The sequence below is a fragment of the Stenotrophomonas sp. CC22-02 genome, from assembly GCF_004365115.1.
Classification (GTDB): domain Bacteria; phylum Pseudomonadota; class Gammaproteobacteria; order Xanthomonadales; family Xanthomonadaceae; genus Stenotrophomonas; species Stenotrophomonas forensis.
The window spans coordinates 499346-522171 of the sequence record NZ_SOCO01000001.1 but is presented as its reverse complement, the minus strand read 5'-3'; the positions used below and the strand labels follow the sequence as shown (position 1 = coordinate 522171).

The window sequence follows — 22826 nt, the reverse complement described above, 5'->3', positions numbered from 1 at the left end:
CCACACCGAGGAAGAACCCCGAATGACCGAATTTCTCCATGGCGTACAGGTCGTCAACATCGATACCGGTGCCCGCTCGATTGCCATCGCCTCCAGCAGCGTGATCGGCATCGTCGGCACCGCACCGCTGGCTGACACCGAAGCGTTCCCCATCAACACCCCCGTCCTGGTGACCTCGCCTTCGCAGGCGGCCAAGCTGTCGGCCAAGACCGGCGCCGAAGCCGGCACGCTGCCCGGCGCACTCGATGCGATCTTCGATCAGTCCAGTGCTGTCGTCGTCGTCATCCGCGTCGAGAACGGTGCCAACGAAAGTGCCACCCTGGCCAACGTGCTGGGCGGTGTGAACGCACAGACCGGCGCCTATGAAGGCGTGCACGCCTTGCTGGCGGCCAAGTCCATCGTCGGCGTCAAGCCGCGCATCCTGGTCGCACCGGGTTTCACCCATGTGCATCCCACCGATCCGGCCAAGCCCGAGGCGGTACTGGCCAACCCGGTCGTGGCCGAGCTGCTCGGCATCGCCGACAAGCTGCGCGCGGTCATCATCAAGGACGGCCCGAACAGCAACGATGACGCCGCCAAGAGCACCACCGCCCTGACCGGCTCCAAGCGCGTCTACGTGGTCGACCCGGCGCTGCTGGTGCAGTCCGGTGATGCCATCGTTACCCGCTACGCCTCCGGTGCCGTGGCCGGCGCCATCGCCCGCAGCGACAACGAACGCGGCTGGTGGGCATCGCCGTCGAACCTGGAACTGAACGGCGTGGTCGGTACCGCGCGTGCCATCGACTTCGGCCTGTCCGACGCGACCAGCCGCGCCAACCTGCTGAACCAGTCGAACGTGGCAACCGTCATCCGCGAAGGTGGCTTCCGCCTGTGGGGCAACCGCACCACCAGCATCGACCCGAAGTGGCAGTTCCTGTGCGTGGTACGCACTGCCGACATCATCGCCGACAGCCTCGAGGCTGCCCATCTGTGGGCCGTCGACCGCGGCATCAGCAAGACCTACGTCGATGACGTGCGCGAGGGCGTCAATGCCTTCCTGCGCGGCCTGAAGACCCAGGGCGCGATCCTCGGCGGCAACTGCTGGATCGACCCGGAACTGAACGCAGCGGACAGCGTGGCCCAGGGCCGCTTCTACTGGGACTTCGACTTCACCCCGACCTACCCGGGTGAGCAGCTGACCTTCCGCATGCACATGAACAACAACTACGTCTCGGAGATCTTCTAAGCATGGCACGCAAGATCCGCAAGAACTTCAACTTCTACGTCGACGGCAAGGGCTATGCCGGCAGCGTGATGTCCTTCACCGCCCCCAAGCTGTCGCTGAAGACCGAGGACTTCCAGGCCGGCGGCATGCTGGCCCCGACCGAGATCGTGCTCGGCCATGACAAGCTGACCGCCGATGTCGAGTTCGCCTCCGACGACGCGGAGATCATGAGCAAGTTCCACGTCATCGAAAACAAGGAGTACGGCTTCACCGCCCGCGAAGCGCTGGAAGGCGATGACGGCGAAGTGACCCAGGTCGTGCACAACATGCGCGGCAAGGTGAAGCTGCTGGACCGCGGCGAAACCAAGGTCGGCGAGAAGGGCACGATCAAGGTCAACCTGGCCCTGAGCTACTACAAGCTGACCCATGGCGCCCAGGTCGTGCAGGAGATCGACGTGGTCAACATGATCGCCCGCCAGGGGGGCGTGGACGTCCTGGCCGGCATCCGCGGCGCGCTGGGCATCTGAGCCCACGCCGCCTTGAAGAAACCGGGGGCGCACCGCGCCCCCGCATCCATCGCACTGCATCGAATTCCAGGAACGCATCCATGTCCAGCAAGACCAAGACCCCTACCGACACCGTCATCGAGCGCGATGGCTTTGCCGAGATCACCCTCACCCGCCCGCGCCAGGTCAACGGCATGGAAACCGCCGTGCTGCGCATGCGCGAACCGACCGTGGAAGACATGGAACGCTACCAGGACGACAAGGGCAGCGATGCACAGCGCGAAGTGCGGATGATCGCCAACCTGTGCGAGATCTCGCCGGACGACGTGCGCAAGATGCCGCTGCGCGACTACGCACGACTGCAGGCAGGCGTCGCGCTTTTTACCACCTGACCCTGCCGCAGATCAGGCAGGGAGTGCTCGCCCTGGCCGGTCATACCGGCTGGGGCCGGCGCGAGATCATGACACTGCGGGTGTCGAAGTTCATCTGGTGGATTCAGGGATTGCCGGTACATGGCCAATAACGTTCAAACGACAACGATCACGATCGGCGGCTCGGTATCCACGTCGCTGAAGGACGCATTGTCCTTCGCCAACGATGGCATCAAGCACATCGGCACCGAGTTGACACAGCTGGACCGTAGGCTTGCCCGCCTCAGTACGACGAGCAAGGAATACGCTCGCATGCGTACCCAGGTCGACGCGTTGCGTGCCTCGCAGCAGGCACTGGAGAGCATCGAGGCAAAGCGCACCGCCAATCTGGAGAAGCGCGAGAAGCTCGGCGCGGCATTCGGCGAGGCTCGCGGCGCGCTTGGCACCACCGTCACCGCACTGGCCAAGCCGGTCGAGAACGCCTCCGGCTTCGCGCGGCAGAACCAGCAGATCGGCGTGGCGGCCAACCTCAGCCGCGCCCAGGTCAGTGCGCTCGGCCAGGCCATCCTGGAGCAGTCGCGCGCAACCAACCAGGGCGCCGACGCGCTGCAGCGCTCGATCACGCTGATGATCGCGGCCGGCATGGATGCGCAGTCCGCACAGGCCAGCCTCGGCGCTGTCGGGCGGACCACCACGGTGACCGGCGCCAGCATCGATGATGTGGCGCAGGCTGCGGCCGCCCTGCAGCAATCGTTCGATATCGATCCCTCGCGCATGCAGAACGCGCTGGATGTACTGGTCGTCAACAGCCGGCAGGGCGGCCTGGGCCTGAAGGACATGGCCGAAGTGCTGCCTACGCTGGGCGCGTCGTTCGAAGCGATGAAGCTGCAGGGCACCTCGGCGGCCGCCACCCTTGGCGCCGCCCTGCAGGCCACGCTGGATTCGGCCGGTGGCGCCGACAAGGCCGCCAGCAACATGAAGCGCTTCATGTCCGAGGTGCTCTCGCCGGACATCCAGGCAAAGGCGAAGAAGAGCCTGAACCTGGATCTGCACAGGATCATCGGCGATGCGCAGACCAACGGCGGCAATCCCTTCGATGCCGCGATGCAGGGCATCATCCAGGCAACCGCGGGCGACCAGAAGAAGATCGGCAGCCTGTTCAACGATGCGCAGGCGAAGAACTTCGTCCAGCCGATGATCGAGAACTGGGAGACTTACATCCGTGTGCGCGACACCGCACTGAACGGATCGGCGGGCACCACCGATGCGGCCTATGCCGATGCGATGCAGACCGATCCGCAGAAGATCGAAGGCGCCAAGATCGCCGTGGACAATCTGTCCAAAGCCTTTGGTGCCGCGTTGCTGCCTGCGGTGGGCGACGCCGCGGTCAAGCTGACCGAGCTGCTGAACGGAGTCACCTCGTTCGTGCAGGAGAATCCAAAGCTGATCGCCAACACCACGCAGATCGTGGTCGGCATGCTGGGCATGCGTACCGCGGTACTCGGTGCACGCTACGCCTGGACCTTCCTGCAGGGCCCGATCCTCGCGGTGCAGAAGGCCTTCGAGCTGTTCCGGGGCGGCAGCCTGCTGGCCCAGCTGGGGCGCTTCGGGCCGATGGCCATGCGCCTGGCCTCGGGCTTCCGCATCGTCGCCACCGCCGTCGGTGCCATCGGCGGTGGCCCCATCGCCCTTGCGGTCGCCGCCATCACCGCCGGCGCCCTGCTGGTGCGCAAGTACTGGGAACCGATCAAGGCGTTCCTCGGCGGCGTCTGGGAAGGCCTCAGCGGTGCAGGCACCGCGGCGATGGGGGAACTGATGCGCGCGGTTGAACCCCTGCGTCCGGCCTGGGAGGTCATGAGCGGGCTGCTCGGCCAGGCCTGGGACTGGCTGTCGAAGATGCTGGAACCGGCGCAGTACACCGGCAATGAACTGTCACGCGTCGGACAGATCGGTTCACTGGTGGGTGAGGCGCTGCTGATCAACTTCCGGCTGGTCATCCAGGTCATCGGCGGCGTGGTGGGGGCGGTGGTGTGGCTGGGCGAGATGCTCGGCACCGTCGCCGGCTTCATCAACGAAACCCTCGGCAACATCTGGGAGTCGATCAGCCAGAAGGCGACCGCAGCGTTCGACCGCATCCTGGAAAAGCTCAAGCCGGTCATCGAAGGCGTCGGCTGGTTCATGGACAAGCTGGGCGGTGGCGTGGGGGCGGCCAAGGACAAGGCGCTGGAGGTCGCCGAAGGCGGGCTGCAGACCGCAGTGGGCGCCGCCAATCTCTACAGCGGCATCAAGGCGCGCGGCGGCGGCGGCATCGGCGACATGGCGCGCGTGGCGTACGCGGTCGGCACCGACAACAACGACGGCCTGAACCGGCGCATGGCCGAACTGAGCGGCACGCAGGGCCGCCTGGCACCGGACATGCCCTCGCCTGCGATGCGCGCACCGACCACCGTGCAGCAGCAACAGACCAACAACATCACCATCCACCAGCAGCCGGGCGAATCCAGCGAGTCCATCGCGCGCCGCACCGCCGATGAACTGCAGCGCCGCAGCGCGATCGCCGCACGCGGTGGCCTGGCCGACAGGAACTGAACATGAAGCGTGAATTCGTAACCGCATCCATCGACAAGCTGCTGTCGCAGTTCAAGGGCAACGACTCCGGCAACGCCCCCGTGCTGCTGATGCTCGGCACCTTCAAGTTCAGCCTCAACACCGCCGTGTTCGATGAGATCCAGCAGAGCAGCGAGTATCGCTGGGCAGCGCAGGAACGCGTGGGCCAGGTGGCGGCGCTGCAGTACACCGGGCCCGGCAACGCCAGCATCACGCTGCCGGGCGTGCTGAACCCGGAGTTCCGTGGCCAGGGCAACGAGATCTCGCAACTGCGCAGGCTCGCCGCGCAAGGCCGGCCGCAACGCCTGTTGACCGGCCATGGCGGCAATCTCGGGCTGTGGGTGATCGACAAGATCGATGCCACCTCCAAGCATTTCACGCCCGAGGGCGGCGCACGCCAGCAGACCTTCTCCCTTACCCTGCGGAAGCACAGCGATGGCACGAACGTATAACACCCGCGACGGCGACGTCGTCGACCGCATCGCCCATGCACACTATGGCGAACAGTCACCGGCCATCCTGCGCGCGGTATTCGACGCCAACCCGGGCCTGGCCGCGCGCTGCGCAGTGCTGCCGGCCGGCATGGCAATCATCCTGCCGGAGGTGCAGCGCCCCACCGGCGAACGCAAGGGAGTGGCCCTGTGGGATTGAACATCGCACCGGCCTTCCGCGTGGTGGCCAACAGCCAGGACATCACCGACAAGATCATCTCGCGCTTCAAGTCGCTGCGCATCACCGACGAGACCGACAACAGCGCGGACACGCTGGAACTGCAGCTGGCCGACCATGATCCGTCCGACCCGATCCAGCTGCCGCCGGCAGGCGCAGAGCTGGAGGCCTTCATCGGCTACGACGGTGAAGTGCGGCGCATGGGCCTGTACATCTGCAACGAAGTGGAGATTGCCGGCTACCCGGGCAGCATGACCCTGCGCGCCCACGCGGCGCCGTTCGAGGCCAGCAAGGGCGGCAAGAACGATCTGCAGACGCAGAAGACGCGCACCTGGAAGAAGGGCACCACGATCGGCGGCATGGTGCAGCGCATGGCCGGCGAGCACGGCATGGACGCGGCCGTGAGCGCATCGCTGGCGTCGATCGCGCTACCGCTGACGGTGCAGTCGCAGGAATCGGACATGAACCTGCTGCTGCGCCTGGCCAAGCAGCACGACGCCATCGCCAAGCCCGGCGGCGGCCGCCTGATGTTCGTCAAACGGGGCGACTCCACCAGTGCCAGCGGCGAGCGCATTCCCGACGTCACCCTCACCCCTGCCGATGGCAGCGCCTACAAGGTGACCGTCACCGCACGCGAGAAGACCGGCACCACCATCGCCTATTACCGCGATGTGCGCGGTGCCAAGCGCCACGAAGTGAAAGTGGGCAGCGGTGAACCGATCGTTCGCCTGCGCATGGCCTACGCAGACCGCGAAACCGCCGAAGCCGCAGCGCGCGCCAAGCACCAGGAGCAGGCTCGGCAGACACGTACGCTCAGCTACACCCTGCCCGGCCGCGAAACGCTGATGGCCGAAGCCACGGTGGTGATGCAGGGCTTCCGCGAAGGCGTGGATGGGCAATGGCTGGTCAAGCGTGCCGAGCACAACATCAGCGCCGCCGGCTACGTGACCAGCATCACCTGCGAACAACCCAACAGTGCCGATGCAGTGAAGGCCGCCAGCAGTGCCGCGGCCAGCGAAGGCGAGCAGGTCGGCAGCGAGGTGTAGATCCACGCGGAGCGCGGATCTACATCAGCGTCCTCGCCCAGGCTCAGTAGATCCACGCCATGCGCGGATGCTTTTCGCACATCAACTCACGTACTGCGCCACGCCGTTGCCGAAGGACCAGTTCTCCTTCTTCACTTCCACCAGGTTGATGAACACATCCTCGCGGCGGATCCCCACCGCCGCGTGCAGGCCCTCGGCGATGCCGGCATACAGCGCCTTCTTCTGCTCCAGCGTGCGCCCTTCGTTCCAGGTGATCTGGATGCAGATGAAGTCGTCGGTGCGGTCCACGCCCAGGTAGCCGGGGTCGTAAACGAGCGTGCCGGGGTCGTGCTGCTGGAAGATCTGGAAGCGGTCGTTCTCCGGCACGCCCACCGCACGCATGGCCTGGTAGATGGCTTCACCCACGCGTTGCAGGTAGTCGGCGGATTTACCTTTGCGAAGATCGATGCGGGCGAGCGGCATGGCGGGGCTCCAGGGCCAGGTGGGACGGCAGTGAGCCGAGACTACGCCCGTCGAAAGCGGCGGCACAGCGCATGGATGGAACGTCTGCTTTCACGGATGGCACATTCGACGACATCTGCGCGGGGTGACGTGATTGCCATCTACCTGGGCCGTACAGCGGCGCTGCTTCGTTCAGGCAAGGCGCGGTTTGCCCCATGGGGGGTGGAATCCCGTCATGGCTGGCGTTGTTGCAACTTTCCTCAATGACTTCCGTCTTTACGCGGATCGATGATCGCCTCGCCAAGGCAGCACGCCTTGGTCGGGATTGGCGTCTCGAATAAACGAACAGGCTCACAGGAAGTTGCGGTCTTGATCGCAGCAAAGAGAATGCACCGACTGCCTTCTATGGCGGGCGGTGCGTGGGGATCGCAAGATCCGCCGGGCCTTTTCTCCCTGTGAGCCTTTCTGCCTTGGTACGCCAACCCGCACCGTCCGCCACCTTCATTCCCGAGGGTGGCCATACGCCACTGAGGGTTTCGCCATGACCAAACGAGCCGCATCGCTTCCACGCCTGTACGCATTGATTGCCGACATCGCCAACCAGGTTCCCGACGACATCGCACGCGAGATCGAGTGCGCATTGGACGAACAGAACCTGCCCATGCAGTCACCCGCGTTTTTCGCCTGCCTCAATGCCATCAACAACGCCGAGGGCGAGGATGGGCAACCGTGCAGCAGCCTCACCCTTGCCGCCAGCAATCACGCGTCGCTGCGCCGGTCGATGGCAGGGCTCACCGCAGTGCTCGATCTGCTGCAGGCCGCCGACCGCGCGCGTAGCGAGGCCGGTCCGGATGAACAGCTGGGCGCCTTCCACACCGACGGGTTGATCGTGGCCGCGCGGCAGCTGGTGCGCGAAGCCAACCATTGCCTGGAAGGTGGCGCCGCCTGAGCGCTCGGTCGCGACGTAGCTACAATCACGCCGGGAATCGCAGGAGACCGCAATGGATGCCGAACACCTGGAGTACTTCAAGGCCGCCCTGGAAGGCCGCGCAACGGTCGGCTGGAATGTCTGGTTTGCCGCCAACCAGCAGGCGCTCGCCCAGCAGGTGAGCCGCCCTGCCCTGCTGCGGTTGAAGTTCAATCACCTGCATGAAGCCGAGCGAAACCGTTGCAGCGCAAGCCTTTCGATCACGACCACGCCGCTAGTCACTAGGACGCACCCCATGAGAAACACAATCCTCGGCCCGGCCCGCATCGACCTAGAAGCTTGAGGGTCGTAGTATCCGGTCAAGCCTTACTAGAGGGCGCATTCAGGGATGGGAAGGATGTGTACGTCCAGGGGAGATGCAGGCGGTCTATCTGTCTGCTACAGGAGATTTGAAGGCCGTTTTCGAAAGCTGGTTGCCATACGTCCCGGGCGGTTGTGCCTTGCGATGTTGATTGGTATTGGTCTATCACCATCCGCTATCGCCGCAGGCCAGGGGACAGTCACCTACATCCACACCGATGCGCTCGGCTCGGTCGTGGCCGAGACCGATGCCAGCGGCAACGTGATCAAACGCTATGACTATGAACCGTATGGGGCCGTGTTGGGCGGGCAGGTCACGGACGGACCTGGATATACGGGTCATGTAAGCGACTCAGCCACCGGCCTGAGCTACATGCAGCAACGGTACATGGATCCGCAGTTGGGTGTGTTCCTGTCGGTGGACCCGGTGACGGCATATGAGCAGCCCGTAGGTCAGTTCAATCGCTACCGGTATGCGAACGGGAATCCGTACAAATTCACGGATCCAGATGGACGGCTTCCAATCATGCCATTCATCTATGGCGCAATTGCAGGAGGCCTGGCCAATATTGCCATTCAGAAAGTGATGAACCCAGATAAACCCATCGATCAGACGCAAGCGTGGGTAGCAGCAGGCGTGGGCTCGGTCTCAGGCGGAGTGGGCGGAGTAGCTGTTGCGGCAGTGGAGTCTGGGGTAATTTCTGTTGGCCGAGCAGTTGCCATCCAAGCCGCAACGAATTTCGTAGCCGGCGGCGCCGGTGCTGCCACCGAAAGCGCCATCAAAGGAGAACCAATTTCCACTGGGAGCGTCCTAACCGCAGCGACCGGAGGCGCCGTGGGTGGTCTAGCCGGCTCCGGCGTTGCAGCTGCAGCAGGCGACTTTGCGGGACCAGCAGCCAAAGGCGCTCTGAATAGGCTGAGCAACTCGACATCGCCAGGCGCCCAAAACATCGCATCGACTACCGCATCAACAGGTGTCGCGATCCCCCGCCAGTCGATCACTCAAGCTGGTGCATCTCAGCTAGGGCAGAGCACCGTCGGAGCTGCTGTAGATGCGGCACAAAAGACGATGGAGAAAAAGAAGTGAATCCGGTACTGCGAGGCTTTCTTGCGTACCAAGCTGGGGGCATTCTCGTCCTGGGCGCCCTCTACTTCATTGCAACTCAGTCAGGAAATCCACATCCCTTGCGCTCATCCGTCAAGGCGTGGGCAGCTTACGCAGTTGTATTCGCCACCATATCCGCCTTCGATTTCATCAAGCGAAGACGGCATCGCAACAAACGGTGATTGGCCATGGGTAAACAACATACCGACTTGACGTCACGCCTCGACTGGAACGGCAGGTCCTTTTAAATCACCGGAAAGAGTGGGGATTTAAGCCCCAACTCGGGGGCTAAGCTCACATATGTTCGTGCAGCCAATTTGCACCAGCTTGGGTGATACCGAAGGAGGCCCAATCGCCGCTTGCGAGCAAGGCAACCAAGCGCTCGTCGTCTCCGTCGAGGAAGGGCATCAGCGCATCTCGGATTACCTCCGAAGTACCGTTATGACCAATCAACCAAGTCGAATCGAGATGGTGCCAGTAACCATTGCTGATCTCTTTGATTTTAGCAATAAGGTCCGCGTAGTTCTTACCTGACTTGTTCAAGTCGTAACCCACCATATAGACAGCCATCCTCGCCCCATCAAACCTGCCTTAGCGCCTCATTGCGCGAGCTGATTGAAGCAAGGAATTGGAGAGGTTGCCACTGGTTAGAAGCGGTCGCCCGAATGCCGGCCACTGACTATGCGGCCTTACGGTCCATCGGCCTGAAATCGTCAATCCAGTCGGACGAGGACCCGTAAATGACCTTGACCAACCAGGTCGTTTCGATAAGCGGTGGCGCTCGCTTCCCAAGCTGCCCTAGCAACTTCGGGACCGCTGGCAATCACATTACCGGCGTCATCTACGACAGTCAGAGAGACAGGATTCCCAGCTGCATCCGTAACGGTGATTCCTTCGAAAACGACGGCAGCGATTACCACAGAAGAACTACGCACAGTAGCAACCATGGTGCTGTTACCTTGCAGCTACGAAAAAACCGGCTCTAGGCCGGTTTCGTCGCAACACTTTAATTGTATTGGTGGGCGGTACAGGGATCGAACCTGTGACCCTTGCCGTGTGAAGGCAATGCTCTACCGCTGAGCTAACCGCCCGGTGTGTTGCTGAGCCGCTCATTATAGGGGCTTTTCAGAGGCCGTCAACACTTTTTCACATAGGTGTTCACGGGCGTTTTCCGGCGCACGCAGCCGAGCATGGCTCGGCTCTACAGAAACGCCCGACGCTACCGGAATCACATCGTATGGGTCGGCTTGTCCGAGCTGGTCAGGCCGGCCAGCATCGTCTCGATCTTGTGGCGCACGCCCTCGCCTTCGGCGCCATCGGCCAGCTGCACGCCAATGCCGGCGGTGCGGTTGCCCTGCGCGCCGGCCGGGGTCACCCAGATCACCTTGCCGGCCACCGGCAGGCGCTCGCTGGAATCGGGCAGGGTCAGCAGCAGGAACACCTCGTCGCCCAGGAAGTAGCGCTTGGGCGTGGGCACGAAGATGCCGCCGTTCTTCACGAACGGCATGTACGCGCTGTACAGCGCGGCTTTGTCCTTCACGGCCAGGGACAGGATGCCCTGGCGGGCGTTGCTGGCACTCATCGATTTCCCCTTGCGGCAGGCCGCTCGTTCACCTTGTTCCAGGCCAGCAGCAACTCGACCACCGCAAGGTCTGCACGCACCGTGGTACGCAGCAGGTCGCGGGTGCGGTTGGCCGCATCGAACCAGGCTGCAAGCTTGTGCAATCGCTCCGGCGTGGTCAAGGCATCGGTGCTGGCCTGGGCCAGTGCCAGGTCGGCAGCGAAGCGCAGGCGCAGCGCCGCGTTGTCATCACCGCACCACTTCTGCGCCAGCTCCACCGCGCCGGTCTTGCCGGCGGCCAGCTGCTCCAGCTCGCGGCCCACTTCGCGGCGCAGGCTCAGGCCATCTTCGCGCAGCCAGTTGTCGGCCTGGCCGGGATGGCCGCGCGCGGCATCCAGCGCTTCGCGCGCCGATGCTTCGCTATGGCCCTGCTGCTGCAGCCAGGCCAGTGCTTCCTCGCGTGGCGGCAGCTTGAACTCCAGGCGCTGGCAGCGGCTGCGCACGGTCTGCGGCAGGCGTGCCGGGTCGCTGCTGATCAGCCACAGGTAGCGGCCGGGCTGCGGTTCTTCCAGCGTCTTCAGCAGCGCATTGGCCGCCGAGCGGTTGATCGCATCGGCCGGGTCGACGATCACCACCTGCGCCACGCCGTACTGCGGGGTCAGCGCCAGCTTGTTGGTGATCTCGCGCACCTGCTCGATGACGATCTCGGTGCGCAGCTTGTCGCCGCTCTTGTTCGGAATGAAGCTGACCAGCTGCAGGTCCGGATGCGTGCCGGCGGCGATCAGCTGGCGCGTGCGCGTGGCATGTGCAGCGTCGCCACGTGCCAGCACATGGTCAGCCAGCGCCAGCGCCACCTCATGCTTGCCCAGCCCGGCGGGGCCGCAGATCAGCAGGCCGTGGCCGAGACGATCGGCATCCAACGCGGCCACGGTCTGCTCGAACGCGCGCTGCTGCCATGGCGAGAACGTGCTCATGCGCCCTCCCCGTCCTGCAGCCAGCGCTCGACACACGCGACCACGTCGGCCGCCACGCGCGCCTGCACCTGGCCGGCGTCGATCAGCGCGAAGCGCTGCGGGTCCTGCTGCGCGCGGCTGCGGAACACGGCGCGCACGCGCTGGAAGAAATCATCCTGCTCGCTCTCGATGCGGTCCGGCCACAAATCGCGGCTGTTGGCACGTGCGCGGCCCACCGCAACATCCACGTCCAGCAGCAGGGTCAGGCCGGGCAACAGGCCGACCGCGCGTCGTTCCAGATCGGCAATCCACTGCGGATCAAGCCCGCGGCCACCGCCCTGGTAGGCATAGCTGGAATCGGTGAAGCGATCGCTCAGCACGTAGGCGCCGCGCTGCAGCGCCGGCTGGATCACCTGCCGCACATGCTGCGCACGTGCAGCGAACACCAGCAGCAGCTCGGCCTCGGCGCTGAGCGGCTCGGCGGCGATCTCGGCATCGGGCTTCAGCACCAGGCCGCGGATGCGCTCGGCCAGCGGCGTACCGCCCGGCTCGCGGGTCAGCACCACCTCGTGGCCATGGCTGCGCAGGCAGTCACGGATGGCGTTGATGGCGGTGGTCTTGCCCGCGCCCTCGCCGCCTTCCAGGCTGACGAAACGCGGGTGGCGAAGCAGCGCGGGACTCATTGCGCCGGGGTCTCCTGGGTACGTTGCCGGCGCAGCTGCTGCAGGTAGCGGGCTACTGCGGCGTTGTGCTGGTCCAGGCTGGACGAGAACACGTGCGCGCCACTGCCGTCGCCGACGGCGACGAAGTACAGCGCATCGCCCGACAGCGGCTGCGCGGCCGCCATCAGCGCATCGCGGCTGGGCATGGCGATCGGGGTCGGGGTCAGGCCGGCACGGGTATAGGTGTTGTAGGGCGTATCGGTGGTCAGGTCACGACGACGGATGTTGCCGTCATACGCGGCGCCGATGCCATAGATCACGGTCGGATCGGTCTGCAGGCGCATGCCGATCTTCAGGCGGCGCATGAACACGCCGGCAATCTGCGGGCGCTCGCTGGCCAGCGCGGTTTCCTTCTCGATGATCGAGGCCATCGTCAGCAGTTCGTACGGCGTGTTGATCGGCAGGTCCGGCGCACGGCTTTCCCACGCTTCGTCCAGCGCCTTTTCCATCGCGGCGTGGGCGCGCTTGAGCACGTCCAGGTCGCTGTCGCCACGCTGGTAGACGTAGGTCTCCGGCAGGAAGCGGCCTTCCGGATGCTGGCCGCCAAAACCGAGGCGCTGCATCAGGGCCGCATCGTCGAGCGTATCGGTGGTGTGCAGCAGCGGTTCGGCGCGCTTCAGCGCGGCACGCAGCTGGCGGATGTTCCAGCCCTCGACGATGGTGACGCGGTGCTGCAGTACCTTGCCGGCGCGCATGCGCAGCAGCAGTTCGCGCGGTGTCAGGTCGGCACTGAGCGCGTACTCGCCCACCTTCAGCTTGCCAGCGGCATCGAGCTGGCGCGCCAGCAGCTGCCACTGCGCATCCTGGCCCTCGTTCACGCCGGCCTCGCGCAGCTTGCGCAGCACGCTGTTCATGCCATCGCCGCTGGCGATGACCACGCTTTCGGCGGTCGGGGTGATCCGGGCGTCGGCGAACTGGGTCTGCTGGTAGAAGAACCACGCGCCCGCACCGGCCACGACGGCGGCCAGCACCACCACCAGCGTTACCACGAACAGACACCCGCGCTTGGCTCCCGCCATGGACTACCTCTGAACTCGATTCCGTCGTGCAGGATACCGTGCCGGTGGATTGGGGTCATGACCGGGGTGGCAGACACCCGCATCCGTGCCGACCAAGGTCGGCACCCACCACAAGTTCTGTCTGGCGCAGCCATCAGTAGATCCACGCCATGCGTGGATGAACGGCCATGGAGGCATCCGTGCCGACCAAGGCCGGCACCCACCACACGCCCTGTCAGGCGCGGCCATCAGCAGATCCACGCCACGCGTGGATGAACAGCCATGGCGACATCCGTGCCGACCAAGGTCGGCACCCACCACACGCCCTGTCAGGCGCGGCCATCAGTAGATCCACGCCACGCGTGGATGAACGGCCATGGCGGCATCCGTGCCGACCAAGGTCGGCACCCACCACACGCCCTGTCAGGCGCGGCCATCAGTAGATCCACGCCACGCGTGGATGAACGGCCATGGCGGCATCCGCGCCGACCAAGGTCGGCACCCACCACACGCCCTGTCAGCCACGGCCATCAGTAGATCCACGCCATGCGTGGATGAACGGCCATGGAGGCATCCATGCCGGCCAGCGGCCGGCACTACCGGAGTACGCCTATCCCTGCTGGCCCAGCGCACGCAGCAGGCCGCGCGCCTTGGCCCGGGTCTCGTCCAGTTCCTTGTCCGGGTCCGAATCGACCACGATGCCGGCGCCGGTGCGGAAGCTGACCTCATCGCCCTCCACTTCGGCGGTGCGGATCAGGATGTTCAGGTCCAGGTCGCCATCACGGTTCAGCCAGCCGAACGCACCGGTGTAGGCGCCGCGCGGCACCTGCTCCAGCTCGCTGATGATCTGCATGCAGCGCACCTTCGGGCAGCCGGTGATGGTGCCGCCCGGGAAGGTCGCGGCGATCACCTCGCCGGGGGTGACTTCCGGGCGCAGATGGCCACTGACGTTGCTGACGATGTGGTGCACGTGGGCGTAACTCTCCACGGTCATCAGCTCATCGACCACCACGGTGCCGGGCAGGCAGATGCGGCCCAGGTCGTTACGCTCCAGGTCGATCAGCATCACGTGCTCGGCACGCTCCTTCGGGTGGCCGACCAGCTCCTGGATGCGTGCGGCATCGTCATCGCCTTCAAACCGCGGACGGGTACCGGCGATCGGCCGGGTCTGCGCGTGGCCGGCGTGCACCGACACCAGCCGTTCCGGCGAGGAACTGACCACGTGGCGGCCGTGCGCGCTGAACAGGCCGGCGAACGGTGCCGGGTTGGCGCGGCGCAGCTGTGCATACAGCGCCTGCGGGCTGACCGGCGCAGCGAACCGGGCGCTCCAGCGCCGCGACAGGTTCACCTGGAACACGTCGCCGGCACGCAGGTACTCGATCACCCGGCGCACGCCGTCGGTGAAGCGCTGCGGCGCATCCTCGCCCACCGACTGCGGCGGCTGCCAGCCCTGCCCGGCCTCGGGCAGCGCGGCCGAGGCCTGTGCCACCAGTGCATCCAGCAGCGCCTGCTGGCCCGCTTCGGCGATCACGAAGCTGGCATCGTTGTGGTGGTCGTGCAGCACCGCCGCCGGGCAACGCAATGCCAGCGCGCTCGGGCGGCCGTCATCACGCGCACGCGCCGGCAGCACCGGTTCGATCTGGCTGGCCACTTCATAGTCCAGCATCAGCGCCCAGCCACCGCGGAACGGCAGGCTGTGGCTGCCGTCATGCGGCAGGCGTTCGGCCTGCCAGGCGCGGTCCAGTGCCTGCAGGAAGCTGCCCGCGTGTACGGCGTCGTGCTGGTCACGCACCTGGCCATCGGCATCCAAGCGCAGGACATCGCCCTGTGCGGCCAGCAGCAGGCTCCAGCGGCCCTGGGCGGTACCCGAGGCGGTGGATTCCATCAGCAGCGGGAAGCGCGCCGGATCGTGCTGCTGCAGGGCCAGCAGGTCGATCGGGTGCGGCAGCGGGTGGATCAGCGGTGCGAGGGTCATGGCGGCCAGTTCAGGGAATCAGATGCACGGAAGCCGCCTTGCGGCGGCCTCCTGCTGCGTAGAGTCGAGCTTGCTCGACTGGGTTGCAGGTCCAGTCGAGCAAGCTCGACTCTACATGACGGCGGAGTCGAGCAAGCTCGACTCTACCAAGGCGGTGCCGGGCAATTGCCCGCCGCCACGCACCGGTCAGATGCGCTTGAAGATCAGCGTGCCGTTGGTGCCGCCGAAGCCGAAGCCATTGGACATCACCACGTCGACCTTGGCCTGGCGTGCTTCGTTGGGCACGTAGTCCAGGTCGCAGCCTTCGCCCGGCTGCTGCAGGTTGATGGTCGGCGGGATCACGTTGTCCTGCAGCGCCATCACCGAGAAGATCGCTTCCACGCCGCCGGCAGCGCCGAGCAGGTGGCCGGTCATCGACTTGGTGGAGCTGACCATCATCTTGTAGGCGTGGTCGCCGAAGGCGGTCTTCATCGCCATGGTCTCGCCCAGGTCGCCCAGCGGCGTGGAGGTGCCGTGTGCGTTGAGGTAGCCCACCTGTTCCGGGGTCACGCCGGCGTCCTTCATCGCCATCACCATGCAGCGCGCGGCGCCTTCGCCGTTCTCGCTCGGTGCGGTCATGTGGTACGCGTCGGAGCTGGCGCCGAAACCGGCCAGTTCGCAGTAGATCTTCGCGCCACGTGCCTTGGCGTGCTCGTACTCCTCCAGGATCAGGATGCCGGCGCCGTCGCCCAGCACGAAGCCGTCACGGTCCTTGTCCCACGGGCGCGAGGCCTGTTCCGGGGCGTCGTTGCGGGTGCTCATGGCCTTCATCGCGCAGAAGCCGCCCACGGCGGTCGGCGAGGAGCCACGCTCGGCACCGCCCACCACCATCACGTCGGCGTCGCCGTACTGGATCATGCGCATCGCGGTACCGATCGAATGGTTCGAGGTCGCGCACGCCGACACCGCCGAGAACGACGGGCCCTTCAGGCCGGTGATGATGCTCAGCTGGCCCGGCAGCATGTTGATGATGGTCTTGGGCACGTAGAAGGGCGAGATCTTCTTGCCCTCGTGGAACTCGATGGTCTGCTCTTCGATGCCGAGCAGGCCGCCGATGCCGGCGCCGACGATGGCGCCCATGCGATCGGCATTGGCCTCGGTGATCTCCAGGCCCGAATCATGCAGGGCCATGAACGAGGCGCCGAGGCCGTAATGGATGAACGGGTCCATCTTCTTGGCATCCTTGCCACTGACCCGGAACTTGCCGAACAGCTCGTTGTCGGCGGTGATGTCGAATCCCTTGACCTCACCTGCAATCTTGGTGGTGAACCGGTCCAGATAGGCATCAGCAACGTTGGTCAGCGGACCGATGCCCGAACGACCGTGGGTGATGCCTTCCCAGCTGCTGGCCAGATCATTGCCCAACGGCGAGACGATACCCAGGCCGGTTACGACGACGCGACGCTTCATTGCTGTTTCTCCTGACCCGGATGGTTTCTACGGGTAACTCGGTTTGCTTCGATGTGATGCCCAAACACACGGGGCCGCAACAGCGGCCCCATGGGGTGCGGTGCGCGGCGAGGATCAACCCGCGCGCGCACTGCCGTCTGACATCAGGCCTTGACGTGGGCCTTGACGTAGTCGATGGCGGCCTGCACGGTGCTGATCTTCTCGGCTTCTTCGTCCGGGATCTCGCACTCGAATTCTTCTTCCAGGGCCATCACCAGCTCGACGGTGTCCAGCGAGTCAGCGCCCAGGTCATCGACGAACGATGCGCTGTTGGTGACTTCTTCTTCCTTGACGCCAAGCTGTTCGACGACGATTTTCTTGACGCGTTCTTCGATGGTGCTCATGGGATCTCGCTCCAGATGGAGTTGTGGTTCAAAAGTGGTCGCCATCAAAGGCGATGGCCGTGGGATAGTGTAGTGGAAACCGGCGCGGCCTTGCATCGCAGCAAAAAACCCGGCAGATCAACCACTTGCGGCGCAATCCCTGCGCCCCTTGCTTACGGCATGTACATGCCACCGTTCACATGGAGGGTTTCGCCGGTGATGTAACCGGCAGCCGGGCCGGCCAGGAAGGCCACCGCATGGGCGATGTCTTCCGGCGAACCCAGGCGTTCGAGGGCGATGTCGTTGATCAGCGCGGTACGCGCTTCTTCCGGCAACGCCTTGGTCATGTCGGTGTCGATGAAGCCGGGAGCGACCACATTGACGGTGACACCGCGCGAACCGATCTCCTTGGCCAGCGACTTGCTGAAGCCGATGATGCCGGCCTTGGCGGCCGCGTAGTTGGCCTGGCCGGCATTGCCGGTCACGCCCACCACCGATGCGATGTTGATGATGCGGCCCTTGCGCGCCTTCATCATGCCGCGCATGACCGCCTTGCTGGTGCGGAACACGCTGGTCAGGTTGGTGTCGATGATCGACGCCCAGTCCTCGTCCTTCATGCGCATCAGCAGGTTGTCGCGGGTGATGCCGGCGTTGTTGACCAGGATCGAGATCGGGCCGAATTCCTTGGCGATGCCGTCCAGCACGCTGTCCAGCGCAGCCGCGTCGGTGACGTTCAGCGCGCGGCCGTGGCCACCGTGGGCAGCCAGGCGCTCGCCGATCGCCGCAGCGCCGGATTCGGTGGTGGCGGTGCCGATGACGGTGGCGCCCTGGGCGGCCAGCAGATCGGCGATGGCGGCACCAATGCCACGGCTGGCGCCGGTGACCAGTGCGATTTCACCCTGCAGGGGCTTGCTCATGATGTTTTCCTCAGACGGGGGCGGCCGCCGTACCCGCGCCGCGTGCAGCGGCCACCGGTACGATCGGCAGGAACAGGGAGGTCAGGCCGACCATGCCTCGCGGGCGGCTTCGAAATCGCCCGGAGTGGCCAGCGAACGGCCATCGATGGCCTTGTCGATGCGCTTGACCAGGCCGGTCAGCACCTTGCCCGGGCCGCACTCGGCGATCTGGGTGATGCCGCGCGCGGCCAGCGCCTGCACGCAGCCGGTCCACTGCACCGGCTGGTACAGCTGCTGCACCAGCGCGGTACGGATGGCGTCCACGCCGTCATGCACCTTGGCATCGACGTTCTGCACCACCGGCAGCTGCGGTGCCTGCCAGGACAGGCCGGCCATCACTTCGGCCAGGCGGTTGGCGGCTTCGCGCATCAGCGGGGTGTGCGAGGGCACGCTGACCGCCAGCTTGACCGCCTTGCGCACGCCCTTCTCGGCCAGCAGCGCCAACGCGCGGTCGACGGCATCAGCGTCGCCACCAATCACGATCTGGCCCGGCGAATTGAAGTTGGCCGGCACCACCACCTGGCTGCCTGCGGCTTCAGCGCAGACATCCAGCACCAGCTGGTCTTCGGCGCCCAGCACGGCGGCCATGGCACCGACACCGGCCGGCGCGGCTTCCTGCATCAGCTGGCCGCGCAGGCGCACCAGGTGCGCACCGTCATGCAGGCTCAGTGCGCCGGCAGCGACCAGCGCGGTGTATTCGCCCAGGCTATGGCCGGCCAGCACCGACGGGCGCGGACCGCCCACGGCGTTCCAGGCGCGCCACACGCCGATGCTTGCGGCCAGCAGGGCCGGCTGGGTGTATTCGGTACGGTTGAGCATTTCCTCCGGGCCACCCTGGGACAGCGCCCACAGGTCGACGCCGGCACCATCGGATGCCTCGGTGAAGGCCTCACGCACCTGCGGGTGCAGTTCGGCCAGCTCGGCCACCATGCCCACAGACTGCGAGCCCTGGCCGGGGAAGACAAAAGCGAGGGTGGATACGGTCACGCGGTCATCCGCTTGTTGCAATCGAAGCGGGCCATGATAAGGGCGAATCCGCTGTGTCGTCTGTACGTGCGCGTATGCAGGCGTATGGAGCTACCCGGCCAGCAGTCCGCCGGGCATGGCCCGGCGGACGCATCATTCAGCACAACAGCTGCAGCACGTCCAGGTCGCCGTCGGCGAGGAAGTCCACGCACAGGCCCACCAGCATCAGCACGCCGGCGGTACTGGCGCCATGGGCGATGAAGATCGAATGGGCCAGCGCGCGTGCGGACCGGCCCAGCTTCATGCACACCCGGGCCAGGCTGCGCAGGCGGCCACTGACCGCATGCACGTGCTCGCGCACCGGCGCCTGGGCGTCGCCCATCGCCTCGGCCATCATCGCCTGCAGCTGCTCGGGGCGGTCGGCGTAGTACTTGGCCACGCCATAGCCGAACATCAGCCAGTCGCGGGCCTGCGCCTCGGCCAGATCCATCACTTCCAGCGGATCTTCCTCGAAGTCGATGAAGCCCACCTTCTGGCCATCCCAGGTGAGGTTGCGTGGCAGCGGCTGGCCGAAATAGGCCCCGCGCGCATGCGCCTCGGCGATGGCCCGCATCGCCGCCATCACCAGCCGGTCGCGACCGGCCTCATCGGCCTCGCGCAGGCAGGTATTGAACGAATTTCCGTTGTCGCCGATCACCAGCGCCGCATGGCCGGTTCCCAGCACGTCAGGCACGTTCACGCCCTGCGCCTGCAGCTCTGCCAGGCGACGGGCTTCGGTTTCGCGTGCGGCATCACCGCCGCGGTGCGGTGGCGGGCGCAAGGCGTCCAGATGGAAACGACGGGCAACAAAATTGAGCAGGCCCAGGGCCAGTGCGCGGCTTCCCTTGCCGTACTGCTTCAGCCAGGCGCGCTGCCCTTCGATGACGATGGGCTCAACCATGACAGGTCCTCCTTAAAACGCGTTACGGCCCCAGAGGGGCCGTAACGACAGACTTCACGTTGTCGTAACTTGCACTATCAATAGCGCAGCAGGGCCGAACCCCACGTGAAGCCGCCACCAAAGGCTTCCAGCAGCAGCAGCTGGCCGCGCTCGACCTTGCCCGAACGCACCGCGGCATCCAGCGCCAGCGGCACCGAGCCGGAGGAGGTGTTGCCGTGCTTGTCGACGGTGACCACCACCTGGTCCATCGACATCTCCAGGCGCTTGGCCGTGGCTTCGATGATGCGCAGGTTGGCCTGGTGCGGAATCAGCCAATCCAGGTCGGACTTGTCCAGGCCATTGGCGGCCAGGGTTTCGTCCACGACCGAGTCCAGCGCCTTGACGGCGTACTTGAACACGTCGTTGCCCTTCATGTTGATCGTGCCACCCCCGTTGGCGCCGTCCTTGAAGCCGGTCGAGACACCCACCGGGTTCCACAGCAGCTCCTTCTTGCTGCCGTCGGCATGCAGGTGGGTGCTGAGGATACCGGTCTCTTCGTCGGCCTTGAGCACGACGGCACCGGCGCCATCACCGAACAGCACGCAGGTGGTGCGATCGTTCCAGTCGACCATGCGGGTCAGCGTTTCGGTGCCGATCACCAGCACGTGCTTGCAGTCGCCGGAACGGATGAACTTGTCGGCCACGCCCAACGCGAACACGAAGCCCGAACAGGCGGCGTTGACGTCAAAGGCAGGGCACCCTGCAACACCAAGCTTGGCCTGGATCAGGCATGCGGTGGAGGGGAAAATGAGGTCAGGCGTGGTCGTGCCGACCACGATCATGTCGAGCTGCGAAGCGTCGATACCGGCCGCTTCAAGTGCGCGCAACGCGGCCTGATAGCCGAGGTCGCTGGTGGTTTCGCCTTCGGCCGCGATGTGCCGTTCACGAATTCCGGTGCGCGACTGGATCCACTCATCCGAGGTTTCGACCATTTTTTCCAGGTCGGCGTTGGTCAGGACTTTTTCCGGCAAATAGCTACCGGTGCCCGCGATCCTCGAATAGATCCGCTTGCTCATCATGTTTCCTGTTGCGCGGGCCGCCGATCACCGGCACGCCCGGGAAAGAAGGCAAAGGCCGCTGCCCGCAGGCAGCGGCCTTCCCGGCACATCAATCTTCTTCGACGGCCGAGGTCTTGGTCTGGATGACCTTCTTGCCGCGGTAGAAACCGTCAGCAGTGATGTGGTGACGCAGGTGCACTTCGCCGGTGGTCGGGTCGGTCGACAGCTGCTTGGCGCTCAGGGCGTCATGGGCACGACGCATGCCGCGGCGGGACGGGGTGACACGGGATTTCTGGACAGCCATGGGATTGCTCCAAACTCGGTTCGTTTTGCTTCGTCGTATCGTCGCGCAGGACGCCAGCGCCCAGCACACTTTCGCTTTCGCCGCAGCCGCCGACGACAATCCGGCTGCTATTGTTTCTTCAGTGCTGCCAACGCCGCAAACGGGTTGGCCTGCTTCGTTTCTTCTTCGCTCGGCGCCCAGTCCTTGTCGACTGCTTCGCCATCGGGCGACAGCGGTACAACCGGCACTGCCAGCACCAACTCGTCCTCGACCAGGTCCAACGGACGCAGCTGGCCGTCTTCCGGCACCAGCAACGCCTCGTACTCCTCCGGCAGGGACGATTCCTCGTCCTCGTCGCGGATCAGGCCAAGCCTCTGGGTCATCTTCACCGGCAACAGGAATCGCTGCATGCTGCGCTGACAGGTCAGCGGCAACGCGGTGTCGATGGTCAGTTCCACATAGGATACCCGCAGGACGTCGTCGCGACCGAATTCAAGCGAGTAGGCACACTCGCCGTCGGTATCTGCGACCAGCCCCTGCAGGCGGGTCAATTCAGCCAGGGACACCTGACCGTCGAAGCGCCTTCGCGCTACAACCATCCGCCAGGCATCCAGCGTTTCGGGCACGTTCGCGGACATAAGCCGCTGAATACTAAGGATCGGGGCGTCTGCTGTCAAATGCCCGCCATACAGGACTTGCCGCTGGCGCTGCGGACGGGCCAGACTGCCTCGCCCTGCCCCGGTATTGTCGCATGTCACTGGTCCTGGCCTCCACCTCCCGCTACCGCCGCGAACTGCTGCAACGGCTGGGCCTGCCCTTCGACTGCGCGCGCCCGGAGGTGGATGAGACCCCGTTGAACGGTGAAGCGCCGCTGGCCCTGGCCACACGCCTGGCGGCCGCCAAGGCCGCCGAGGTCGCCACCCGGCATCCCGGTGCCTGGGTGATCGGTTCGGACCAGGTGGCCGACCTGAACGGGCAGCCGCTGGGCAAGCCGGGCACGGTCGAGGCGGCCTGCGCGCAGCTGGCGGCGATGTCCGGGCAGACCGTGCGCTTCCATACCGCCATCTGTCTCAGCCACGCCGGAGAATCATTCACGGCCGTCGACCTGACCGAAGTGCGCTTGCGCGCGCTGGAACAGGATGAGATCGCCCGTTACGTGGCTACCGAACAGCCGCTGGACTGCGCTGGCAGCTTCAAATGTGAAGGCCTGGGTATCAGCCTGTTCGAGGCGATCGACAACCGCGACCCGACCGCCCTGGTCGGCCTGCCGCTGATCGCACTGTGCGGGTTATTGCGCCGGGCCGGGTTCGCGGTGCCGTGATATGTAGAGTCGAGCCATGCTCGACTGCTTCTGCTGTAGATGACAGGAGGCCAGGTAATAGCAGTC

At 65.4% G+C, this 22826-nt stretch carries 26 protein-coding genes and 1 tRNA gene; 11 read left to right on the top strand and 16 right to left on the bottom strand.

The window, feature by feature from the left end; genetic code table 11:
* Positions 1-22 precede the first annotated feature (22 nt).
* The 7 genes from N440_RS02470 (at position 23) to N440_RS02440 (ending at position 6403) form a co-directional block, all read left to right on the top strand.
* Positions 23-1225, top strand: a complete 1203-nt coding sequence (locus tag N440_RS02470; RefSeq protein ID WP_040008655.1) for a phage tail sheath C-terminal domain-containing protein — start codon at positions 23-25, stop codon at positions 1223-1225.
* A 2-nt stretch (positions 1226-1227) separates the two neighbouring features.
* The gene (locus tag N440_RS02465; protein WP_133933962.1) at positions 1228-1731 is read left to right on the top strand and encodes a phage major tail tube protein; all 504 of its coding nucleotides are present in this window, start codon (positions 1228-1230) and stop codon (positions 1729-1731) included.
* 80 nt (positions 1732-1811) lie between these two features.
* Complete coding sequence (locus tag N440_RS02460; protein WP_005412456.1) at positions 1812-2102, top strand: phage tail assembly protein; 291 nt, start codon at positions 1812-1814, stop codon at positions 2100-2102.
* A gap of 291 nt (positions 2103-2393) precedes the next feature.
* The gene (locus N440_RS02455; protein WP_243831276.1) at positions 2394-4670 is read left to right on the top strand and encodes a phage tail tape measure protein; all 2277 of its coding nucleotides are present in this window, start codon (positions 2394-2396) and stop codon (positions 4668-4670) included.
* Between the two features lie 2 nt (positions 4671-4672).
* Positions 4673-5140, top strand: a complete 468-nt coding sequence (locus N440_RS02450; protein WP_133933960.1) for a phage tail protein — start codon at positions 4673-4675, stop codon at positions 5138-5140.
* Complete coding sequence (locus N440_RS02445; RefSeq protein ID WP_133933959.1) at positions 5124-5339, top strand: tail protein X; 216 nt, start codon at positions 5124-5126, stop codon at positions 5337-5339. Before N440_RS02450 ends, N440_RS02445 begins: the two co-directional genes overlap by 17 nt.
* Positions 5330-6403: a contractile injection system protein, VgrG/Pvc8 family gene (locus tag N440_RS02440; protein ID WP_133933958.1), complete on the top strand. Its 1074-nt coding sequence runs from the start codon at positions 5330-5332 to the stop codon at positions 6401-6403. The genes N440_RS02445 and N440_RS02440 overlap by 10 nt, the downstream gene beginning before the upstream one ends.
* Before the next feature lie 81 nt (positions 6404-6484).
* Here the strand turns inward: N440_RS02440 and N440_RS02435 are convergent, their stop codons facing one another.
* Complete coding sequence (locus N440_RS02435) at positions 6485-6865, bottom strand: tautomerase family protein (RefSeq protein WP_049457617.1); 381 nt, start codon at positions 6863-6865, stop codon at positions 6485-6487.
* Positions 6866-7385: 520 nt separating this feature from the next.
* On the opposite strand from N440_RS02435, the gene N440_RS02430 reads away from it, so the two are divergent.
* From N440_RS02430 to N440_RS20405, 3 genes are all read left to right on the top strand, one after another.
* A complete protein-coding gene (locus N440_RS02430; protein ID WP_133933957.1) occupies positions 7386-7793 on the top strand; it encodes a hypothetical protein in 408 nt (135 codons plus the stop codon).
* A 52-nt stretch (positions 7794-7845) separates the two neighbouring features.
* Positions 7846-8115 (top strand): hypothetical protein, encoded by a 270-nt coding sequence (locus N440_RS02425; protein WP_133933956.1) that lies wholly within the window; start codon positions 7846-7848, stop codon positions 8113-8115.
* 162 nt (positions 8116-8277) lie between these two features.
* Positions 8278-9219, top strand: a complete 942-nt coding sequence (locus tag N440_RS20405) for an RHS repeat-associated core domain-containing protein (RefSeq protein ID WP_243831275.1) — start codon at positions 8278-8280, stop codon at positions 9217-9219.
* 312 nt (positions 9220-9531) lie between these two features.
* On the opposite strand, the gene N440_RS02415 is transcribed toward N440_RS20405, so the two are convergent.
* The 15 genes from N440_RS02415 to N440_RS02340 all read right to left on the bottom strand — a co-directional run bounded on the left by N440_RS02415 (position 9532) and on the right by N440_RS02340 (position 22077).
* On the bottom strand, positions 9532-9807 hold the full coding sequence (locus N440_RS02415; protein ID WP_133933955.1) for a SinR family protein: 276 nt from the start codon (positions 9805-9807) through the stop codon (positions 9532-9534).
* Between the two features lie 446 nt (positions 9808-10253).
* Positions 10254-10328, bottom strand: a tRNA-Val gene (locus N440_RS02405).
* Positions 10329-10465: 137 nt separating this feature from the next.
* On the bottom strand, positions 10466-10819 hold the full coding sequence (locus N440_RS02400; RefSeq protein ID WP_004154652.1) for a PilZ domain-containing protein: 354 nt from the start codon (positions 10817-10819) through the stop codon (positions 10466-10468).
* Positions 10816-11772 carry a DNA polymerase III subunit delta' gene (locus tag N440_RS02395; RefSeq protein WP_133933953.1) on the bottom strand — a complete coding sequence of 319 codons (957 nt, stop codon included), beginning with the start codon at positions 11770-11772 and terminating at the stop codon, positions 10816-10818. The genes N440_RS02400 and N440_RS02395 overlap by 4 nt, the downstream gene beginning before the upstream one ends.
* Positions 11769-12434: a dTMP kinase gene (gene tmk / locus N440_RS02390; RefSeq protein ID WP_133933952.1), complete on the bottom strand. Its 666-nt coding sequence runs from the start codon at positions 12432-12434 to the stop codon at positions 11769-11771. Before tmk ends, N440_RS02395 begins: the two co-directional genes overlap by 4 nt.
* A complete protein-coding gene (mltG, locus tag N440_RS02385; RefSeq protein WP_133933951.1) occupies positions 12431-13492 on the bottom strand; it encodes an endolytic transglycosylase MltG in 1062 nt (353 codons plus the stop codon). The genes tmk and mltG overlap by 4 nt, the downstream gene beginning before the upstream one ends.
* Before the next feature lie 589 nt (positions 13493-14081).
* Complete coding sequence (locus tag N440_RS02380; protein ID WP_133933950.1) at positions 14082-15446, bottom strand: aminodeoxychorismate synthase component I; 1365 nt, start codon at positions 15444-15446, stop codon at positions 14082-14084.
* A 186-nt stretch (positions 15447-15632) separates the two neighbouring features.
* The gene (fabF, locus tag N440_RS02375) at positions 15633-16895 is read right to left on the bottom strand and encodes a beta-ketoacyl-ACP synthase II (protein ID WP_049457622.1); all 1263 of its coding nucleotides are present in this window, start codon (positions 16893-16895) and stop codon (positions 15633-15635) included.
* Between the two features lie 143 nt (positions 16896-17038).
* A complete protein-coding gene (gene acpP, locus N440_RS02370; RefSeq protein WP_005408313.1) occupies positions 17039-17278 on the bottom strand; it encodes an acyl carrier protein in 240 nt (79 codons plus the stop codon).
* 152 nt (positions 17279-17430) lie between these two features.
* Positions 17431-18174 (bottom strand): 3-oxoacyl-ACP reductase FabG, encoded by a 744-nt coding sequence (gene fabG / locus N440_RS02365; RefSeq protein ID WP_004146899.1) that lies wholly within the window; start codon positions 18172-18174, stop codon positions 17431-17433.
* Between the two features lie 81 nt (positions 18175-18255).
* Positions 18256-19200 (bottom strand): ACP S-malonyltransferase, encoded by a 945-nt coding sequence (gene fabD, locus N440_RS02360; RefSeq protein ID WP_008268782.1) that lies wholly within the window; start codon positions 19198-19200, stop codon positions 18256-18258.
* A 136-nt stretch (positions 19201-19336) separates the two neighbouring features.
* Positions 19337-20119, bottom strand: coding sequence for a serine/threonine protein phosphatase (locus N440_RS02355; RefSeq protein ID WP_133933949.1), 783 nt, complete (start codon positions 20117-20119; stop codon positions 19337-19339).
* A gap of 77 nt (positions 20120-20196) precedes the next feature.
* Entirely contained in the window at positions 20197-21174 is a 978-nt protein-coding gene (locus tag N440_RS02350; protein ID WP_004154642.1) for a beta-ketoacyl-ACP synthase III, read from the bottom strand.
* A 91-nt stretch (positions 21175-21265) separates the two neighbouring features.
* Positions 21266-21460, bottom strand: coding sequence for a 50S ribosomal protein L32 (gene rpmF / locus N440_RS02345; RefSeq protein WP_004154640.1), 195 nt, complete (start codon positions 21458-21460; stop codon positions 21266-21268).
* Positions 21461-21567: 107 nt separating this feature from the next.
* On the bottom strand, positions 21568-22077 hold the full coding sequence (locus tag N440_RS02340; protein ID WP_049457624.1) for a YceD family protein: 510 nt from the start codon (positions 22075-22077) through the stop codon (positions 21568-21570).
* Between the two features lie 113 nt (positions 22078-22190).
* Between N440_RS02340 and N440_RS02335 the strand changes: the two genes are divergently transcribed.
* Positions 22191-22760: a Maf family nucleotide pyrophosphatase gene (locus N440_RS02335; RefSeq protein ID WP_133933948.1), complete on the top strand. Its 570-nt coding sequence runs from the start codon at positions 22191-22193 to the stop codon at positions 22758-22760.
* Positions 22761-22826: the final 66 nt, after the last annotated feature.

Coding starts and splice junctions, on each gene's coding strand:
- N440_RS02425 (WP_133933956.1), top strand. CDS start 7,846: ATGGATGCCGAACACCTGGAGTACTTCAAGGCCGCCCTGGAAGGCCGC.
- N440_RS02340 (WP_049457624.1), bottom strand. CDS start 22,077: ATGTCCGCGAACGTGCCCGAAACGCTGGATGCCTGGCGGATGGTTGTA.
- rpmF (WP_004154640.1), bottom strand. CDS start 21,460: ATGGCTGTCCAGAAATCCCGTGTCACCCCGTCCCGCCGCGGCATGCGT.
- fabF (WP_049457622.1), bottom strand. CDS start 16,895: ATGAAGCGTCGCGTCGTCGTAACCGGCCTGGGTATCGTCTCGCCGTTG.
- N440_RS02400 (WP_004154652.1), bottom strand. CDS start 10,819: ATGAGTGCCAGCAACGCCCGCCAGGGCATCCTGTCCCTGGCCGTGAAG.
- N440_RS20405 (WP_243831275.1), top strand. CDS start 8,278: ATGTTGATTGGTATTGGTCTATCACCATCCGCTATCGCCGCAGGCCAG.
- N440_RS02450 (WP_133933960.1), top strand. CDS start 4,673: ATGAAGCGTGAATTCGTAACCGCATCCATCGACAAGCTGCTGTCGCAG.
- N440_RS02415 (WP_133933955.1), bottom strand. CDS start 9,807: ATGGCTGTCTATATGGTGGGTTACGACTTGAACAAGTCAGGTAAGAAC.
- acpP (WP_005408313.1), bottom strand. CDS start 17,278: ATGAGCACCATCGAAGAACGCGTCAAGAAAATCGTCGTCGAACAGCTT.
- N440_RS02470 (WP_040008655.1), top strand. CDS start 23: ATGACCGAATTTCTCCATGGCGTACAGGTCGTCAACATCGATACCGGT.
- N440_RS02350 (WP_004154642.1), bottom strand. CDS start 21,174: ATGAGCAAGCGGATCTATTCGAGGATCGCGGGCACCGGTAGCTATTTG.
- N440_RS02460 (WP_005412456.1), top strand. CDS start 1,812: ATGTCCAGCAAGACCAAGACCCCTACCGACACCGTCATCGAGCGCGAT.
- N440_RS02335 (WP_133933948.1), top strand. CDS start 22,191: ATGTCACTGGTCCTGGCCTCCACCTCCCGCTACCGCCGCGAACTGCTG.
- tmk (WP_133933952.1), bottom strand. CDS start 12,434: ATGAGTCCCGCGCTGCTTCGCCACCCGCGTTTCGTCAGCCTGGAAGGC.
- N440_RS02380 (WP_133933950.1), bottom strand. CDS start 15,446: ATGACCCTCGCACCGCTGATCCACCCGCTGCCGCACCCGATCGACCTG.
- N440_RS02430 (WP_133933957.1), top strand. CDS start 7,386: ATGACCAAACGAGCCGCATCGCTTCCACGCCTGTACGCATTGATTGCC.
- N440_RS02455 (WP_243831276.1), top strand. CDS start 2,394: ATGCGTACCCAGGTCGACGCGTTGCGTGCCTCGCAGCAGGCACTGGAG.
- mltG (WP_133933951.1), bottom strand. CDS start 13,492: ATGGCGGGAGCCAAGCGCGGGTGTCTGTTCGTGGTAACGCTGGTGGTG.
- N440_RS02465 (WP_133933962.1), top strand. CDS start 1,228: ATGGCACGCAAGATCCGCAAGAACTTCAACTTCTACGTCGACGGCAAG.
- N440_RS02445 (WP_133933959.1), top strand. CDS start 5,124: ATGGCACGAACGTATAACACCCGCGACGGCGACGTCGTCGACCGCATC.
- N440_RS02395 (WP_133933953.1), bottom strand. CDS start 11,772: ATGAGCACGTTCTCGCCATGGCAGCAGCGCGCGTTCGAGCAGACCGTG.
- N440_RS02435 (WP_049457617.1), bottom strand. CDS start 6,865: ATGCCGCTCGCCCGCATCGATCTTCGCAAAGGTAAATCCGCCGACTAC.
- N440_RS02355 (WP_133933949.1), bottom strand. CDS start 20,119: ATGGTTGAGCCCATCGTCATCGAAGGGCAGCGCGCCTGGCTGAAGCAG.
- fabG (WP_004146899.1), bottom strand. CDS start 18,174: ATGAGCAAGCCCCTGCAGGGTGAAATCGCACTGGTCACCGGCGCCAGC.